14 protein-coding genes are annotated in these 19,295 nt (G+C 32.0%); 11 read left to right on the top strand and 3 right to left on the bottom strand.

Translation table 11 applies throughout. The annotated features are described in order from the left end of the window. The first annotated feature begins 35 nt into the window (after positions 1-35). The 9 genes from bsdtb5_RS17235 to bsdtb5_RS17195 all read left to right on the top strand — a co-directional run bounded on the left by bsdtb5_RS17235 (position 36) and on the right by bsdtb5_RS17195 (position 13,400). Positions 36-2,453 carry an amylo-alpha-1,6-glucosidase gene (locus tag bsdtb5_RS17235; RefSeq protein ID WP_271713209.1) on the top strand — a complete coding sequence of 806 codons (2,418 nt, stop codon included), beginning with the start codon at positions 36-38 and terminating at the stop codon, positions 2,451-2,453. An 828-nt stretch (positions 2,454-3,281) separates the two neighbouring features. Next, positions 3,282-4,337 (top strand): hypothetical protein, encoded by a 1,056-nt coding sequence (locus bsdtb5_RS17230; RefSeq protein WP_271713208.1) that lies wholly within the window; start codon positions 3,282-3,284, stop codon positions 4,335-4,337. Positions 4,338-4,796: 459 nt separating this feature from the next. Beyond that, the gene (locus tag bsdtb5_RS17225) at positions 4,797-5,549 is read left to right on the top strand and encodes a DeoR/GlpR family DNA-binding transcription regulator (protein WP_271713207.1); all 753 of its coding nucleotides are present in this window, start codon (positions 4,797-4,799) and stop codon (positions 5,547-5,549) included. Beyond that, entirely contained in the window at positions 5,546-6,448 is a 903-nt protein-coding gene (gene pfkB, locus bsdtb5_RS17220) for a 1-phosphofructokinase (protein WP_271713206.1), read from the top strand. The genes bsdtb5_RS17225 and pfkB overlap by 4 nt, the downstream gene beginning before the upstream one ends. A 94-nt stretch (positions 6,449-6,542) precedes the next feature. Beyond that, positions 6,543-8,423, top strand: coding sequence for a PTS fructose transporter subunit IIABC (locus bsdtb5_RS17215; RefSeq protein ID WP_271716133.1), 1,881 nt, complete (start codon positions 6,543-6,545; stop codon positions 8,421-8,423). A gap of 335 nt (positions 8,424-8,758) precedes the next feature. After that, the gene (locus bsdtb5_RS17210; RefSeq protein ID WP_271713205.1) at positions 8,759-9,016 is read left to right on the top strand and encodes an HPr family phosphocarrier protein; all 258 of its coding nucleotides are present in this window, start codon (positions 8,759-8,761) and stop codon (positions 9,014-9,016) included. An 18-nt stretch (positions 9,017-9,034) separates the two neighbouring features. Beyond that, positions 9,035-10,693, top strand: a complete 1,659-nt coding sequence (gene ptsP / locus bsdtb5_RS17205) for a phosphoenolpyruvate--protein phosphotransferase (protein WP_271713204.1) — start codon at positions 9,035-9,037, stop codon at positions 10,691-10,693. A 381-nt stretch (positions 10,694-11,074) separates the two neighbouring features. Then, entirely contained in the window at positions 11,075-12,109 is a 1,035-nt protein-coding gene (locus bsdtb5_RS17200; RefSeq protein ID WP_271713203.1) for a PocR ligand-binding domain-containing protein, read from the top strand. 244 nt (positions 12,110-12,353) lie between these two features. Then, positions 12,354-13,400 (top strand): PocR ligand-binding domain-containing protein, encoded by a 1,047-nt coding sequence (locus bsdtb5_RS17195; RefSeq protein WP_271713202.1) that lies wholly within the window; start codon positions 12,354-12,356, stop codon positions 13,398-13,400. Between the two features lie 211 nt (positions 13,401-13,611). On the opposite strand, the gene bsdtb5_RS17190 is transcribed toward bsdtb5_RS17195, so the two are convergent. Further along, on the bottom strand, positions 13,612-14,787 hold the full coding sequence (locus bsdtb5_RS17190; RefSeq protein ID WP_271713201.1) for an ISL3 family transposase: 1,176 nt from the start codon (positions 14,785-14,787) through the stop codon (positions 13,612-13,614). A gap of 353 nt (positions 14,788-15,140) precedes the next feature. Here bsdtb5_RS17190 and bsdtb5_RS17185 point away from each other — a divergent pair, with 353 nt between their 5' ends. Both bsdtb5_RS17185 and glyA read left to right on the top strand, forming a co-directional pair. Continuing rightward, positions 15,141-15,902, top strand: a complete 762-nt coding sequence (locus bsdtb5_RS17185) for a restriction endonuclease (RefSeq protein WP_271713200.1) — start codon at positions 15,141-15,143, stop codon at positions 15,900-15,902. A 438-nt stretch (positions 15,903-16,340) separates the two neighbouring features. After that, positions 16,341-17,579, top strand: a complete 1,239-nt coding sequence (gene glyA / locus bsdtb5_RS17180; RefSeq protein ID WP_271713199.1) for a serine hydroxymethyltransferase — start codon at positions 16,341-16,343, stop codon at positions 17,577-17,579. A gap of 120 nt (positions 17,580-17,699) precedes the next feature. Here the strand turns inward: glyA and bsdtb5_RS17175 are convergent, their stop codons facing one another. Continuing rightward, entirely contained in the window at positions 17,700-17,849 is a 150-nt protein-coding gene (locus bsdtb5_RS17175; protein WP_271713198.1) for a hypothetical protein, read from the bottom strand. Between the two features lie 153 nt (positions 17,850-18,002). Continuing rightward, the gene (locus tag bsdtb5_RS17170; RefSeq protein WP_271713197.1) at positions 18,003-18,884 is read right to left on the bottom strand and encodes a DegV family protein; all 882 of its coding nucleotides are present in this window, start codon (positions 18,882-18,884) and stop codon (positions 18,003-18,005) included. Between the last annotated feature and the right edge of the window lie 411 nt (positions 18,885-19,295).

The following is a 19,295-nucleotide window of genomic DNA, read 5'->3' as shown; positions in this document are numbered from 1 at the left end:
AAAATCAAATGAAAGTGAAAGGCGAGGAAATACATATGGGTATATCATACAAATTGGGGAGAAGTAATTATCGTAATTTTCATGAAGGTTTAGAAAAAGAATGGTTATTAACAAATGGAATAGGTGGTTTTGCTTGTTTATCAATTATTGGAGCTAGAAATCGTATTTATAGTTCTTATTTAATTGCATCACTAAGACCTCCTATGGATCGTAAACTTATTTTAGCCAATATATATGAAAGCATTACAATTGGAGATAAAGAATATGATTTTGCTACTCAAGAATATAATGGGAACATAAGAGAAGGTCAAAAGTATTTGACAAGATTTGAATTAGATATTGTACCAACCTATTGTTACGAGGTAGAAGATGTAAAGATCAAAAAAACTATATCGATGGAATATGGAACGAATTCCGTTGTTGTTTGTTATGAGATTCAAAATGGAAGTTCTAAGGCAAAAATGAATCTTACTCCATTATTTAATTATCGCAATCCGGGTGAAGCATCGGAGAGAAGTACCCTTCTATTTAAGACGATTGTTCATAAAAAGGAACTTAAATTATATCCAATAGCAGATAGCAATTATGAGATTGTATTTTATACATCAGAGGGTGAGTACTATGATAGAGGACAGAAACCAGTTTCTATGGCTACACCAAATTATATCATTGATGAGAACCAGGTATGTTATATTGATAGGAGAAATGGTTTCTTAGGAGTGGATAATCAATATACCCCTTATGACGTTATTATTGATCTTGAAGCCTTTGAAACAAAGAGATTCTATGTAAAGTGTGAATTAAAGGAATGTAATCATAAGGAAGATGATTATGAGATGAGTCAGGGTCTTGGTTCTCATATAAGAATTCAAGTTCAAAAGGAAGAGAATGAGTACATATACAATTGTAAAGATGGATTTGAGGTTATTAAGGAATATAAGAAACGCTTATTAGATTATATAGAACGCATACCTGATTCAGATTCTTTTATAAAGATGCTCACAATTGCAGCAGATCAATATATTGTAGAGCGTGAGTCCACTGGTTTAAAGACAATACTAGCAGGATATCCTTGGTTCTCTGATTGGGGAAGGGATACTATGATCGCAATGCAAGGACTAACATTAGCAACGAGAAGATATGAAGATGCAAGAGGAATTCTTGAATCCTTTTCAAGATATATTAAAGAAGGAATGGTTCCAAATGTATTTCCACAAGATGCCAAGGAAGATCCAATGTATAATACAATAGATGCTTCTCTTTGGTACTTCATAGCCGTGTATCAATATCTGCAAGCTACTGGCGGTAAAGAAGATTATGAATTTATTAGGGTGAAGATATATCCATATCTGAAAGAAATTATTGAGGCTTACCAAAACGGCACAAAGTATGAGATTGGAATGGATAAGGATTGTTTAATTAAGGGTGGAAGTAACCTTGACCAGTTGACTTGGATGGATGTGCGTGTTGGAGAGATTGTTGTTACACCTAGACACGGAAAAGCAGTTGAGATTAATGCACTTTGGTATAATGCATTACAAATAATGAATGATTTGACTGTATACTATGGAGAAAATAATACTAGATACTTGGAGATAGCAAAGAAAGTAAAGCAGTCTTTTGTGGAAAAATTCTGGAACGAGCAGTCTGGTTGTTTATATGATGTGATTGAAGAAAAGATGATAGAAAAACAGCAGATCAGTAAAGAAATTACGAGTCAAGGAAATAAAAATCGGGAAACTACGAATTGTGATGCCAATAAAGAAAATCGACATCAAGAATATACAAATCGAGAAAATATGGATAAAGAGAATATATATAAAGAGAATATAGATAAAGAAATTATAGATAGAGAAGATATAAATAGAAAAAATATTGGATATGTTAATCAAGATATCACAGATAAAGAATATATCAATAAGAAAAATATAACTACAAACAATATCTCAGAAGGAAATATTGAGATTGTTGAGATAAAGGATAATAAGATCAGACCAAATCAGATCTATGCCGTTTCACTACCATTTTCTATCTTAGATAAAGAAAAAGAAATGAGTGTAGTTGAAGTGGTTCATAAACATTTATATACTCCATATGGAATTCGTTCACTCGCTTTACTAGAAGAAGGATACAAAGGCGAATATATAGGTAAATTAATTAATAGAGATATGGCATATCATATGGGAACAGCATGGGGATTCCTAATGGGAGGATTTATAGAGGCATACCTAAAGGTACATAATCATAATGAAAAAGCTGTATTAAGGGCAAAAGAAATGTGTGAATATTTTGAAGACCACATGCAGGATGGTTGTATAAATCAAATTGCTGAAATATTTGATGGTAATTCTCCAACAACAGGTAGAGGTTGCTTTGCACAGGCATGGAGCGTAGGTGAGATATTAAGAGTATATACCAATGATATTTATCCTTATTTACCAAAGGATAAATAAGGATAACGTCTAAGTATAAGGTGAATGGAATACTTAATAAATTCAGATGCTAGATGATCTAAATTACCATGATTAAATCTTTTTAACCTTAATTCAAAAACTCGTCAAAGTTATGACAATAAAAAAGTTTTGATTATGGTAATTCATATTCTTTTAGCCTGAAATTATCAAGTATATTAAAGATTTTAAATTGGAAAGTTTGAGTAACTAATAATTAAAAGTGTTAAACGATTCTTTACTCCGTATTCTAAAATATACAGATATAGAATATAAATATTAGTACAAATACGTTATTAAATATTAAATACGTAGATTATAGACAAAACAAAGATTCTGATAAATACGTATATTACAGATAAAATAAAGATACTGATAAATATGTAGATTAAAGATTAAAACAAATATATAGATAAAGATAATAAAAACAAAATACAAAGAAAAACATAAATCTAAATCTAAGCCAAAGATTGCCTTCCATATGACCTTCATAACCTTCACGGCAATTTGAACATAACGGAAAAAGCGAATGCGCCTTTGAATCTGTATTAGACGTTCTTATTCTCCGAGCATTTTGTGTTATATCCTTAAACAGATCTGTTTGAACGAAGTGAGTTATCTGTTTTAGGATATGTTAACACAAAATACTCGGAGAATTAGAACTTCTTATACCGATTCAATGAAGCATAAGCGTTTCCGTTTTGTTCAAATTGCCTAGACAACGTAGCAAGGTCATTTTCACTAAACTCAAACTTTAACCCAATTAGGAAGTAACACAATGATTCTCTCTGCATAGAATAAACTAAAAATATTAATCTAGGAGGAGAAAAGATGTCAAGATGTTCAAAGAACAATTATCCTTCCGGCAAATTTTTTGGCGTTGATTGTGATGAGGATTTGACGATAAACGGTGAAACTCCAGCAAATATTCCAGACGGAAGAACGGATCCTTGCTTGAAGGCACCATGTGGAGAACCAAAGCTTTTGACTTTGTTAGCAAACGCTATATATGATGAGTCAGGTATTAACTTATGTAGAGTAATTAGAGTGACACAGGATGTTGACGGGGCATTTATCGATTTAGCTCCATATTTAAATGCAGCATGTAATATTTTACTTGAAGTAATTGATTATAATTTATCAGATAGTGATGTACAATTAATACCTAATAGACCTAATTGTGTTAGCGTTAGATTAACTAATTTAGAATTAACATTTGCAGCTAGGCTTGTAGATTCCTGCGGTAGAATATTAACTTCCTTCCGTTTTAGAGCAACTTATTTATTAGAAGATGAATCAGATGAATCGTATAACCCAGATACAAACCCAACTTCCATCTGTACTGAATTATATGCTCCTTATGGTGTAAGTTACAATAGTCAAACAAATAGTCCAATGATAAGTAGTATTGGTTTTGTAGGAATACCAATTACAACAGGACCAAATGCAAACTTTGCAAATAACTTTATACCTCAAGGCATAAGTATTCAAGCAATGGCTAAAGTATTGAGTCTTGAATTGACAAATGATACATCAAGAGTTGTTCCAGAGATGGCAGTAGGTTTAACTTTATTATTGAGATCTTCATACATTGTTGAGTATAAATTTGAGCATGCTGGAATTTCTGTACCACCAAAAGCAGTTCCAATTATTGAAGAAGATTTAGATTGCATACGATTTGTTGAAGGTGACTTACTTGCAAAGAATGTTAAACCACTTGAGTTAAGAAGAAATAATAGACATTCGGATCCTTTATGCCCAAAGCCTTGCTATCAACCAGGAATATCTGGAGGATCTAGAAGTAATGATACTGCTGCAACATCTGATGTATTTGATGAATTAGCTGGAAGTAGTGAAGATTCTGATATTGAAGATACTTTTGATTGATAATTTGAATGATACATGAACTACATTTTATATAGTAGATGAAAACCAAAATAAAATAGTATAAATAAAAATAGAACAGAGAAATTGTTTTAGAATAAAAGTGTAATTTAGTGAATCACTAAATTGCGCTTTTATTTTTTAAATTATTAATGTTATTACTTTTATAATGCGTGACTGAAATTGATTGAAAGTACTAAGCTACAATGAAAATAATGGATAAAAGGCATTCAAAAATATAAAAAACACAAAAATAAGTAAGAGATAAAAAACGAAATTGTGCAATATGACGAAAATAGCTTCATATTTTTGGCGTTTTATTTGACCGATTTTGATTTACTTTGAACGAAAATGATGATAATATTAATGTATCAAAAGAGACACAATATAACAAATAACTACTTAACAATATTTTATATGACATGTGTCTTTGCATTTATTATTTTATGAGGTGACTAAATTGTGTTAATAGAAGAACGATTTTGTGAGATACTAAAGCTTGTAGAAACGAAAAAAACGGTTACCGTACAAGAATTAACAGAACTTCTTGATACTTCCGAATCAACAATTCGAAGAGACTTAACAGTACTTCACAATAAAGGAAAATTAATAAAAGTTCATGGTGGTGCAACTACAATAGGTATTAGTTTTAATACAGTAGACCACGAAGTTGCAATCAGACAAGATCTAAATACAGAAGAGAAGATGCGAATAGCTAGGTATGCTGCCAGTTTAATAGAATCTGATGATTTTATTTATCTGGATGCAGGTACAACAACAGGCTACATGATAGATTTCATAACAGAGATGAAAGCAGTATTTGTTACCAATGCTATTGAACATGCGAGAAAGCTTTCAAGTAAAGGAATTAAGACTTACTTATTAGGTGGAGAATTAAAATTTGCAACAGAAGCAACCGTAGGAAGTAAAACGATAGGTGAATTAAGACAATATAATTTTACAAAAGGTTTTTTTGGTACAAATGGAGTAAGTAAAAATAGTGGATTTACAACACCGGATATCAATGAGGCAATGGTAAAGTCAGTTGCGATTGAGAATACAAAAGATAAATATATGCTATGTGATGTTTCAAAATTTAGTCAGATATCACCAGTTACTTTTGCAGAAGTGGATGATGCAACAATCATTACATCAAAGTTAGAGGATAAAAGTTATAAAAATTATATGAATATAGTGGAGGTTGATGAAGAATGATTTATACAGTGACGTTTAATCCCTCTTTAGATTACATCGTAGAAGTTAAAGATTTTAAACAAGGAGTCGTGAATCGTACGAATGACGAACATATTTTTCCAGGAGGTAAAGGGATAAATGTATCAATTGTTTTAAAGAATCTTGGATTTGATAGTGTAGCATTAGGATTTACAGCAGGGTTTACAGGAATAGAGATTGAAGAAAAAGTAAAAGCTCATGGATGTAACACAGATTTTATTCGATTAGAATCTGGACTCTCAAGAATTAATGTTAAGTTAAAATCCAATGAAGAAAGTGAAATTAATGGACAAGGACCATCTATTTCCAAAGAATCACTTGATAAGCTAATGGTTAAACTAGAAGCATTAACAGAAGAGGACATCTTAGTATTAGCAGGAAGTATTCCAACTTCCCTACCAGAAGATATTTATGAGAATATCTTAAAAAGATTAGCAGATAAAAATATTAGAGTTGTAGTGGATGCAACAAAAGATTTACTTCTTAATGTATTAAAATATCATCCATTTTTAATAAAGCCAAACAATCATGAGTTAGGGGAAATGTTTGGTGTGACACTTAAAACGAATGAAGAAATTATTACTTATGCTAAAAAGCTAAAAGATATGGGTGCAAGAAATGTATTAATATCAATGGCAGGGGATGGAGCTATTCTACTAACCGAAGATGGAAGGGAATATTTCTCAAAAGTACCAAAAGGTACAGTGGTTAATTCAGTGGGTGCTGGAGATTCCATGGTTGCTGGATTTATCGCTGGTTTCCTAGAAAGCAATGAATTAGAAAAAGCTTTTAAAATGGGGGTTGCAACTGGAAGTGCAAGTGCTTTTTCAGAAGAATTAGCAAAGAAAGATGATGTATTGAGATTATTAGCAACAATATAATTCGTCGAAATGTTACAAATTGAATTTAAAAATACAATGTTTTATTCCTAACATTGGTTCAAATTAACATGTAAAGGAGAAAAGAGATATGGGTATGAGAATAACGAGTTTACTAAAACAAAATGCCATTTTGTTAGATGGTAAAGTATCCAGTAAAGATGAAGCAATTGATAAAATGATTGAACTTATGTCTGGTACTGGTAATGTCTCAGATGTCGAAGAATACAAAAGAGCAGTATTACAAAGAGAATCCGAAGGATCAACTGGTATTGGAGAAGGAATTGCAATTCCTCATGCAAAAACTAGTGCTGTAAAGCAAGCAGGATTAAGTGCAATGGTAGTGAGAGATGGGGTTGATTTTGATTCACTAGATGGCGCACCAGTAACATTAGTTTTTCTAATTGCAGCACCTAACACAAAAGATAATGTACATTTAGATGTATTAAGTAGATTATCCGTACTATTAATGGATGAAACATTTACTAATAATTTAAGAAATGCAAAATCTATTAATGAATTTTTACAAGTAATTGATGAAGCTGAGTCAAAAAAATTCCCAGAGGAGAAGGTGAATAGTATGGCAAATGGAGCAAAATATCGAGTACTAGCTGTTACGGCGTGTCCAACAGGAATCGCACATACTTTTATGGCGGCAGAAAGTTTGGAAACAAAAGCGAGAGAAAAAGGAATTACAATTAAAGTTGAAACAAATGGTTCTGGTGGGGCAAAGAACGTTTTAACAAAAGAAGATATTGCAGGTGCTGATTGTATCATCGTTGCAGCTGACAAGAAAGTTGATATGGCTCGTTTTGATGGGAAACGAGTAATTCAAACTAAAGTTGCAAATGGTATTCACAAAGCTTCTGAATTGATTGATGAAGCAGTTTCAGGAAATGCACCAATTTATCATAGTGATGAGAGAAGTGAAGGCGCAAGCTTTGAAGGTGAACAAGAAAGCATTGGTAGACAGATATACAAACACTTAATGAATGGTGTATCACATATGTTACCATTTGTAATCGGTGGTGGTATCTTAATCGCATTAGCTTTCCTACTTGATGATTATAGTATTAAACCTTCTAATTTTGGCTCAAATACACCAGTGGCAGCATTCTTCAAGTCAATCGGTGGTGGCGCATTCGGATTTATGTTACCAATCTTAGCAGGTTACATTGCAATGAGTATTGGTGATAGACCAGCATTAGCGGTCGGTGTTGTTGGTGGTTATATAGCAAGCCAAGGTGGTTCAGCATTCTTTGGTGCATTAATCGCAGGTTTTGCAGCAGGTTATTTAGTTGTTGGTTTAAGAAAATTATTTAGTTTCTTACCACAAAGTCTTGAAGGTATTAAACCAGTATTAATTTATCCTTTCTTTGGTATACTAATCATTGGTGTACTGATGACCTACGCTATCAATCCACCATTAGCAGAATTAAATAAAATATTAACAGATGCTTTAAATGGAATGAGTGGTTCAAGTAAATTAGTATTAGGATTAATCCTTGGTGGTATGATGTCAATTGACTTTGGTGGTCCAATTAATAAGACAGCATATGTATTTGGTACAGCTTCCCTTGCATCAGGTAACTTTGATATTATGGCAGCAGTTATGATCGGTGGTATGACACCACCATTAGCAATCGCAGTTGCAACATTATTATTTAAGAATAGATTTACAAAAAGAGAAAGAGAATCAGGAATCACAAACTTTGTAATGGGACTTGCATTTATCACAGAAGGAGCAATACCATTCGCAGCAGCAGATCCACTTCGTGTAATACCTTCTTTAGCAATTGGTTCAGCAATATCAGGAGCATTATCTATGGTATTTGGATGTACACTTAGAGCACCACATGGTGGGGTATTCGTATTCCCAGTAGTAGGAAATGCAGGAATGTATATCGTAGCTTTAGTAATTGGTACATTAGTTGGAAGTGTATTATTAGGATTACTAAAGAAGCCAGTTGAGGAATAAAAAATTTAATATAGTTCGTTGCTTTCTAAACATGATCAAGAATTAGAGATTAAGTATAATAGTGTTAACCAATTTCATTATTTAATAGGTCACCAATGACCACAAATGGAAACTATTATGAAAAATTAGTACAGATGATGAAGAAATTAGGAACGCGGTAAGAAAAAACAAGACAATAGATAGGAATTTTTCTATCTATTGTCTTGACTAGTTATAAAATTTAAGGTATTATAAGATATCAAATCGATGTTGTCGAACTTTAACATTTTTCATCGATTCTTACAATTCGATAGTAACCCTTAATTCAAAATATAATAATAAAGGAGATAAAAATTATGAAACAATTTAAGTATGTAATCAAAGATGAACAAGGTATTCACGCTAGACCAGCTGGTTTATTAGTTAAAAAAGCGAATGAATTTTCATGTAAAGTAACTATTGGTAAAGATGGAAAAGATGCTGATGCAAAAAGAATATTTGGTATCATGGGACTTGCTGCAAAATGTGGTAATGAAGTAACTATCACATGTGATGGTGAAGACGAAGAAGCAGCAGCAAAAGGTTTAGAAGCTTTTCTTAAAGAAAATCTTTAATTCATGAGGAGTTAGAAAATGATCGTATTAAATGGAAAAGGTGTCTTTGGAGGTGTTGCAATTGGTAAGTTATCTTTATACCAAAAACAACAACATCAAATTAAAAGATATCATGTAGAAGATGCAGACGCTGAGATTGCTCGTTTTGAAGAAGCAAAAAAAGGAACTTTAGTACAATTACAAGAACTATATAATAAAGCACTAAAAGAAGTTGGTGAAGCAAACGCAGCTATTTTTGAAGTACACCAAATGATGGTAGAAGATTTAGATTATATAGAATCAATCATTAACATGATTAACACACAAAATGTTAATGCTGAATATGCAGTAGCAACTACTGGCGATAATTTTGCTGAAATGTTTGCATCTATGGATGATGCATACATGAAAGAAAGATCTGCAGACGTTAAAGATATTTCAGAAAGAATCATCTCTGTATTATCAAATGCAACTAAGAGTACAGTTGATTCTGATGAACCAGTGATTATTCTAGCGGAAGATTTAGCGCCAAGTGAAACAGTACAATTAGACAAAGATAAAGTATTAGCATTTGTCACAAAATTTGGTTCAAGTAATTCTCATACTGCAATTCTTGCTAGAACAATGAATATTCCAGCGTTAATTAGCGTAGATGTTGATTTAACAGAAGAACTTAATGGAAGAATGGCAATTGCGGATGGTTTTACTGGTACTGTATATCTAGATCCAGATGAAGAAACACTAAAGAAAATGCAAGAAAAACGTGCGAAAGACTTAGAAAAGAAAGAATTATTACTACAATTAAAAGGCAAAGAGAATGTAACACTTGATGGCAAATCCATCAATATCTACGCTAATATTGGTAATGTTTCTGATGTTGCTAATGTTCTACAAAATGACGCTGGTGGTGTTGGACTATTTAGAAGTGAATTCTTATACTTAGAGACAACAGATTACCCAACGGAAGAAGAACAGTTCCAATCATATAAAGCAGTAGCTGAAAGAATGGCTGGTAAAAAAGTAATCATTCGTACTCTTGATATTGGAGCAGATAAGCAAGTTGACTATTTCAATATGGATAAAGAAGAGAATCCTGCACTTGGTTACCGTGCAATTCGTATCTGTTTAGATCGTATTGATATCTTTAAGACTCAACTTCGTGCTTTATACCGTGCTTCTGCTTATGGTAAGATTTCAATTATGTTCCCAATGATTATATCAGTGGAAGAAGTAAGAGAAATCAAAAAAATCGTAGAAGAAGTAAAAGCTGAATTAAGAGACTTAGGCATCCCATTTGATGATTGTGAATTAGGTATCATGATCGAGACTCCAGCAGCAGTTATGGTTAGTGATTTACTTGCAAAAGAAGTAGAATTCTTTAGTATTGGAACAAATGATTTAACGCAATATACTCTTGCTATTGATCGTCAAAATCCAAAACTTGATAAAATTTATAACCCTCATCATACAGCAGTATTAAGAATGATCAAAATGGTAGCAGATAATGCTCATGCTAATGGAATCTGGATGGGTATCTGTGGTGAATTAGGTGCAGATCTTGAATTAACAGAAACCTTCCTAGCAATGGGAATTGATGAATTATCAGTATCTCCTTCGTTGATTCTTGGCTTAAGAAAGAAAGTAAGAGAAACGAATGTTGATGCAGTGAAAGATGCATTATTAGATCGATTAAAATAGTTTGAAATTTGTAATAGTAGTTAAGAATATTTTATTATTCACAAAACAGTATTTAAGAATGAATTAGTCACTCATCTTAAAATATATTTTCTCATATAATCAAAAAAACGCAAGAATGTTATCATTCTTGCGTTTTTTATATATTAATGGCTTTTGTAACGTATTTGTGTGCAAGTTAAAGCTGTACCAAACTACATCTATATTCATCAAATATTATCAAAATATATAAAATTTTATACATATTGAAAAATATTTCGGGACAAAAAGTGTAAAAATATGATATAATACCATTATAATACAAAAATACTATTAATTCGACAGAATTTAAAATTAATAGATTATGCAAAGTATTATAAAATAATCTTTGAGGGAGAGATAGCCATGTCAAATAATGTAGAAAACATATCAAATATCAGATTGGAAGATGTAATAGATATACAAGTTTTACAAAAATTTCAAGATAATTTTGCAGATAGCATGGATATTGCAAGTGTAACAGTTGATATGAATGGGCAACCTGTAACAAAACCTAGTTCATATTCAAGCTTTTGTATTGATTATACGCAGTCAACAAAAGTTGGATGTGATCGATGTGCTTTATCACATAAAAAAGGGGGAGAAGAGGCAGCTAAAACTAAAAAACCTTATATCTATAAATGTCATGCTGGGTTAATAGATTTTGCAGCACCTATTATGGTTGAAGGAGTACAAATAGGTACAATATTAGGTGGACAAGTATTAAAACATAAACCAGAAGCTGATGAATTTAGAGAAGTTGCAAAAGAGTTAGGTGTTGACGAGGAAAAATATATTGAAGCATCACATGAAATTGTAATTAAAAAAGAAAAAAATATTAATGCTGCTGCGGAAGTATTATATATTGTTGCAAACTCTTTGTCTCAGATTGGATATCAAAATCTAAAGGTTAAAGACATGACCAACAATCTAGTAGATAGCTTTTCACAAATATCATCAACAATGGAAGAATTAGCAGCTACGTCTATTTCAATTAGCAATAATCAAGAATCTTTAAATGAAGAAATTATTAGTGTAAAAAATATATCTGAAAAGATTAATGAAATATTAAATTCAATCAAACGAATCGCTGATCAAACTAAAATGTTAGGTTTGAATGCGTCAATAGAAGCAGCAAGAGCAGGAGAAGTAGGTAAGGGGTTTTCTGTAGTAGCAACGGAGATAAGGAACCTATCCGAACATTCGAAAGAAACTGCGATGCAAATTGTCAAACTAACATCAGAGATTCAGTCTTCTTTACAAAATACATTAGGATTGTCAGATCAAACAATGGAAAGTACGGAACAACAATCTGCTGCAATCCAACAAACAACAGCAAGTATCGAAGAGATTCTAGCATTAACGAATGAATTAAATGAAATGGCAAATCATAAATTGTAAAGATAGAATGTGCATAGAATTTGTGTTCAAATATTAGACGAATAAATAAATTTCGCCATACATTCACCATAAGATATATCGATTATAATAGAAGAATATACCTATGGATTTAAGAGTTAGGATTATGATAAAATTAGATTACAAAAGATAAAGAATTTATACTAATAGATAAAAAATTAATATTATATTCTAATTGGTAACTCTAACTATACATGGTATTTTAGATATTTTATAGGAGATTCGAATGGAAAAGAATAGAATTGTCATGAACAAGAGTGATTTATCAAATATTCAGTTAAAAGATGTTATTGATCTTGATTTATTACAAAGGTTCCAAGACAACTTTGCAGAAAGTATGGATATTGCAAGCGTTACAGTAGATATTAATGGGGAACCGGTTACAAAGCCAAGTTCTTATACAAGTTTTTGCATGGATTATACGCACTCAACGAAAATTGGTGATGACCGATGTGCAATGTCACACAAAAAAGGTGGTGAAGAAGCAGCGAAAACTGGTCGTCCATATGTCTATAAATGTCATGCTGGATTGATTGATTTCGCAGCTCCAATCATGGTTGACGGCGTTCAAATTGGTACAATATTAGGTGGACAGATATTAAAGGGAAAGCCAGAAGAAGAGGGGTTCCGTCGTGTCGCTAGGGAGATTGGTGTAAGCGAAGACAAATATGTAGATGCAGTGAATAAGGTGAAAATTACTACGGAGAAGAATATCCAAGCTGCGGCAGAAGTATTATTTATTGTAGCCAATTCCTTATCACAAATAGGTTATCAAAACATAAAAATTAAATCTATGAGTACTAATCTAGTAGATAGCTTTTCACAAATATCATCTACTATGGAAGAGTTAGCGAGCGCATCGGTTACTATTAATAGCAATCAAGAAACCTTAAATCATGAGATAGTAAATGTAAAAGATATTTCAGAACGAATTAATGTAATCTTAAATTCAATTAAGAGTATTGCAGATCAGACTAAGATGCTTGGATTAAATGCATCAATAGAAGCGGCAAGAGCTGGAGAAGCTGGTAGAGGATTTGCTGTTGTTGCAGCTGAAATAGGTAATTTATCGAAGAATTCTAAAGAGACTGCGATGCAGATTGTAAGCTTGACTAAGGAAATACAAGATTCGATTCAAAATACGTTAAAACTCTCTGATTCAACAATGGAAAATACAGAACATCAGTCTGCTGCAATTGAAGAAACAACTGCTAGTATTCAAGAATTATATGCATTGACAAATGAATTGAATGAAATGACTAATATAAATTAATAGAACAAAAAAGATTAGGTGTTGATGACATCTAATCTTTTTTTATGGACAAAAGTTAAAAGTATTATTATTTTGGCTCTTTGTCAAGTGTTGGGGTGCGAGGTGCATTGCACCCGCACTAACATTGACAATAGAGCTATTTTTATGACTAGGTTCTATAATAGATGTTTTTTTGCATGACAAATAAGCCTCTTGAAAACCGACCATTTTTTTACATAGAACTGTGAATGATACGTGTACGAAATCTTTCAAAATTACGTACACCATAAGAACTTCTTTTTAGTACTTTGATTTTATTATTAAATCCTTCCGTAGGCCCATTTGTATATCCATACTTAAAAGCATTAAGTATATACTCAGACCAACGTCTATATGTTTTTGCACAAGCTTCAAATTCGTGTAATCCAGAACTTTCAGCATTCTTTACCCATTCCCAAAATTCAGTTCTTTGATATGTATAGCTGTTACTCTGACATATTTCATAGAACCATTCTTTTAACTTGTGAGCTAGTCGTAAATCATCACTGTATAGTAGCATTAAATCACAGGCTTTTTTGTTTTCGTCTTTTAATTTAGAATATCGAGTCAGTATAAGTTTTCTACTTCGTTTATAGTACTTTCTAAGAGTTGGTGTCATGGATGCTTGTAAACGTTTACGAACACTTTCAATTGCCCAAGAAACCTGACGGATGTAATGATATTTATCTACGATGATTGTAGCATTAGGAAAGAATGTTTTGGCAAGATCAATATAAGGTTGCCACATATCAGAAATAAAAAATTTAACACGATACCTTTCGTCCCGACTGCAAGATTTAAAATAATCAATAAGATGAGACTGAGTACGATCCGGTAAAACATCAAGAATACATTTTTTCTTTGCATCTACCAGAATACATTGATATTTGGAATTACCAGCATTCCCTTTAAATTCATCAATTGAAATACATTGAGGAATAGGTGGTTTATCATACGAGAGTGTGTCAAGAATACGTGTTACAGTATTCGTAGAGACATTAGTTTGTGAAGCAACATATTTAATACTGTTGGTTGAACGAAGCAATTCAACAATCTTATAGGATAGTCGTGTTGTACGTTGCTGATATTTAGCGATAAAGCTATATTTCTCATAAAAACGTTTGCCACAGGAACACACATATCTTCGTTTCCTCAACATTAAATAAGCATTTGATAACTGAAAAGGTAAGTCTTTAATTTTCTGCCAACGATAATCGTGTATTTTAGAAGTTTCAGCTCCACAACAAGGGCAATTTTGAGGTTTGGGATTGGTTTCAATCTTGATAATAATCCCCTCTAGTGTGTGTTGCACACTTTTTAATTTTACACCTTCTAAATTTAAAAGATTTTTGTTACAATTAGATTGCATCTATATAAAATACCTCCTTTAAAATGTTTACTTTGGTCGGTTTGCATGTTAAGAGGCTTTATATAGATGTATTTTAATATAAAAACAAAAATGTTGGAAGTGTTTTTAACACACCCCAACATTTATTATAGAACCATTATTTTTTATTGATTATGCATTAATAAAGCTTATGACACTTAAACCTAATCTAATTTTGAAATAAGTTGAAGTAAGAAATATAGAATTAATACAAAAACAGAACTTATGTTTGCACACAATACATATGTGTGGTAAAATAGATTTGTAAAAATCATATTACAACTAGGCCACTATAAAAATATGCAGATAGGATTATCATAAGATACTTAATAACTATGAATGATTATATACAAAAATACAAGAAAGAACCAGAAGAGATTATAAGTAAAAAGCATCGATCAAGCATACTAAAGAAGAGTATGATGTTAAGTGTTATTCTAACGTCATTATTTTATTATTATGAGTATAGTAATAATAGAAGTTTCAATTTTGAAATTAATATAGAAATAATACCAGGATTATTTGCTGTGTCTGTATTATTTTTCTACTATTTACATTATCGTAAAAAAAGAAAACTATTAGCATCTGACATATGCGTTGTAGATAAGCTGTCAGGAACAGATTTTGAATTGTTCCTATATTACCACTTTAAGAAGATGGGATATAGAGTCCGATTAACTCCAATAACTCATGATTTTGGAGCCGATTTGGTATTAAAATATAAAAGAAAAGTTACAATAGTACAAGCCAAGAGATGGAATGAATCGGTTGGTATTAAAGCAGTACAAGAAATTGTTGGCGCACTGAATTACTATAATGCAGATCATGCTATCGTTGCAACAAATAGTGTTTTTACAAGAAGTGCTAAGATCTTAGCGCAAGCGAATGATGTACAACTAATTGATCGAAGATTATTAATTCAATTAATAGAAGAAGGCAATATCGGTGATACTGTTGATGAGACAGAAAGGATAGCAGAGCTAGATTCTATAGAATGCCCATTTTGTGGCTCTTCCCTACAATTACGACACGGCAATTACGGAACATTCTACGGTTGCAGTAATTATCCAAAGTGCAAATATACAAGGAATTTATAAATTTATGTAATAGTTTATATGTAATAAGTGAATTAATGGATTTCAAGGATATTCTATGATTTGCCTGATAAATGAGCTGTTTTATAATCTAGACTGGCACTTTGCACAAAACAGAAAAGCTAATGCGCCTTTGAACATGTGTTAGTAGTTCTTGTTCTCAGATTATTTGGTGTTATACTCTAGGACAGATCTGTTTGAGCGAAGCGAGTTATCTGTCCTAGAGTATGTTTTACACAAAATGATATGAGAACTAGAACTTCTTACACATGTTTAATGAAGCATTAGCTTTTCTGTTTTGTGCAAAGTGCCTAGACTATCTCCAGAACAGGTCATTTGTCGGTCTATAATATTATAAATAAGACAAAATTCTTCAAATACCTATTCTATTCGAAGAATCGTTGTGGTATAATACAAAAAAATGTAATGGAGGAATAAAAGATGTATTCATTTGAAGATATTCAAGCTTTTGATCCTGAAATTTCAGAAGCAATTAACCAAGAAGTAACAAGACAAAACGATCATATTGAACTAATTGCATCAGAGAATTTTGTTAGCAAAGCAGTCATGGCAGCAATGGGAAGTCCTCTTACGAATAAATATGCAGAAGGATATCCAGCAAAGAGATACTATGGTGGTTGTGAGTACGTTGATGTAGTAGAGAATCTTGCAATTGAACGTGCTAAGAAATTATTTGGCTGTACCTACGCCAATGTACAACCTCATTCAGGTGCACAAGCGAATATGGCAGTATTTTTTGCTATTCTTAATCCAGGTGATACCTATATGGGAATGAATCTTGCACATGGCGGACATCTAACACATGGAAGCCCTGTTAATATGTCAGGTAAATACTTCAATGTGGTACCATATGGAGTAAATGATGATGGATACATTGATTATGATGATGTAAGAAAGATTGCATTAGAAGCAAAACCAAAACTTATCGTTGCAGGTGCAAGTGCTTATGCTCGTAAGATTGATTTTAAGAGATTCCGTGAGATAGCAGATGAAGTTGGTGCTGTACTAATGGTAGATATGGCACATATCGCTGGATTAGTTGCAGCGGGTCTTCATGAGAATCCAATTCCATATGCTCATGTTACAACCACAACTACTCATAAGACATTAAGAGGACCAAGAGGTGGTATGATTCTTTCTAGTCAGGAAGTGAATGAAAAGTATAACTTCAACAAAGCAATCTTTCCAGGAATTCAAGGTGGTCCATTAATGCATGTAATTGCTGCAAAAGCAGTTTGTTTCAAGGAAGCACTTGATGATGAATTTAAAGTATATGCTAAGAACATTGTAGATAATGCAGCAGCATTAGCGAAAGGTTTGATGGATAGAGGATTTAAGATTGTTTCTGGTGGAACGGACAACCATCTATTATTGGTTGATCTTCAGAATATGGGTGTTACAGGTAAGGAAGCGGAAAAATTACTTGATTCTGCGAATATCACGTGTAACAAGAATACGATCCCTAATGATCCTGCTTCTCCATTCGTGACAAGCGGAATTCGTCTAGGAACAGCAGCTATAACAACAAGAGGAATGAATACGGCTGATATGGATGTTATTGCAGAAGCAATTTCCCTAGTTATTAAAGATGTTGATGCCAATAAAGAAAAAGCAATGGCTATGGTAAAAACTCTAACAGACCAATATCCATTGTATTAGAACACTATAAGAAAACTATAAGAAAAAGAGTTGAACATTAATCATTCATAAAAGTGATTATGTACAACTCTTTTTCTTTATCATTCTAATATATCATAGAAATAGAATCATTGTGATGCATTATTGATCTAACATTTTTTCATATGTCTTTGTTCCAAAGATGATTGCAACTATTAATACGCCAGCAGTACATACGTATCTTACCATTTTCGTAATGTTTAAATCGATTTTTAAACCATTTGTCTTTTCTTCACAAGTGTTTCTTCTCATAAGAATCTTTCACTCCATTCCGCTTTATAGTAGCTAATAATAGAACCTATATTGAAGTAGGCATATAAATAATTTAGTTTCATTATACTACGATTTGCCTAAGAATATGTAATAAACCAAGATTATATCCCAATAATATTTAACTAAATGATATTATTTGAATTTCTTAATGAAACATACTCCAAGAGCTCCAGGACCTGTATAGGTACCAATGGTTACACCAATCTGAAAGATTGGGTAATCAATAGATTTACCAATCAATGCTTCTACACGTGGCTTAAATGCATTAACTTCATCCAAAGTGGTAGCATTAGCAAAACAAAAATCATAATCATCATAGCTTTCATTGTGTTCTGTAAAATATTCTTCTACCATAGATAGTACTTTTTCTAAGGATTTTTTTCTACCTCTAACGTTGGAATAAGGAATTAGCTCTGCATCCTTTAATTGAATCAAAGGTTTTAAATTAAGCATAGTGCCAGCAAGTGAAGTTGCCTTACCGATACGACCACCTTTAGCAAGGTATTCTAGAGTATCTACTGTGAACATAATTCTTGCTGTTTGTTTTAACTCTTCTAGTTTTTCGATGGTGTCATCAATCGAGTATCCAGCTTGCTTCATATAAGCAGCTTGTAATACAACAAGTCCTTGACCTGCTGTGGCTTGGATAGAATCGATAATACTAATCTTAGCATCTGTATATTTTTCTTCAAGAATTAATTTTGCATTAACAGCAGATTGATAAGAGCCACTGAATTTATGACTTAAGCAGATACATAGAACATCTTTCTCTGCTTTAATTGCTTCTTCGAATACATTCATGTAATCCTGAACAGAAGGTAGAGAAGTCTTAGGAAAAACATTACCAGAATTTAATGTTTCATAAAATTGTGAATTAGTAATTTCAATATTTTCTTTCATATAATTCTCTTGATCAAAAGTTACATAATACGGGATTAATTGGATATTAAACTCCGACAGTAACTGAGGTGGTGTATCACAAGATGAATCACTGAATATTTGATAATCTTTCATGGTTATCCCCCTGGTTATTGTTGCGTTTGGTTAAACTATTTTATATTATAAAGTTTTACCAGAAATTCTATATTTTATTATGGTCCGTTATAGTGCGATTTTTATACTATTTAGGCTTGCATAGATTATAGCATAGAGAATATTATACCATATAAATAGATGCTATGTATACCCAAAAATCAAATCTTGCAATCTTTAAATAAACTCGATATAATGATAAGAGCGTCAAAAGTACTCTGTGAACAAAACAGATACCATATATAGATTAGTATATTAATAATATATCAGATATGGTATCTGTTTTGCTTACAAGATACTTTTGACGCTCTTATCATATAATGTGACTACAGAATAATTACAGATTCGTTATATTTCGAACTAAAGGATTAGATTTAAGAAAGTTGGAAAATA

It is taken from the genome of Anaeromicropila herbilytica (genome assembly GCF_016591975.1).
GTDB classification, from domain to species: Bacteria; Bacillota; Clostridia; order Lachnospirales; family Lachnospiraceae; genus Anaeromicropila; species Anaeromicropila herbilytica.
The sequence above is the reverse complement of the archived record's forward strand: the minus strand, read 5'-3'. Positions and strand labels throughout refer to the sequence as shown.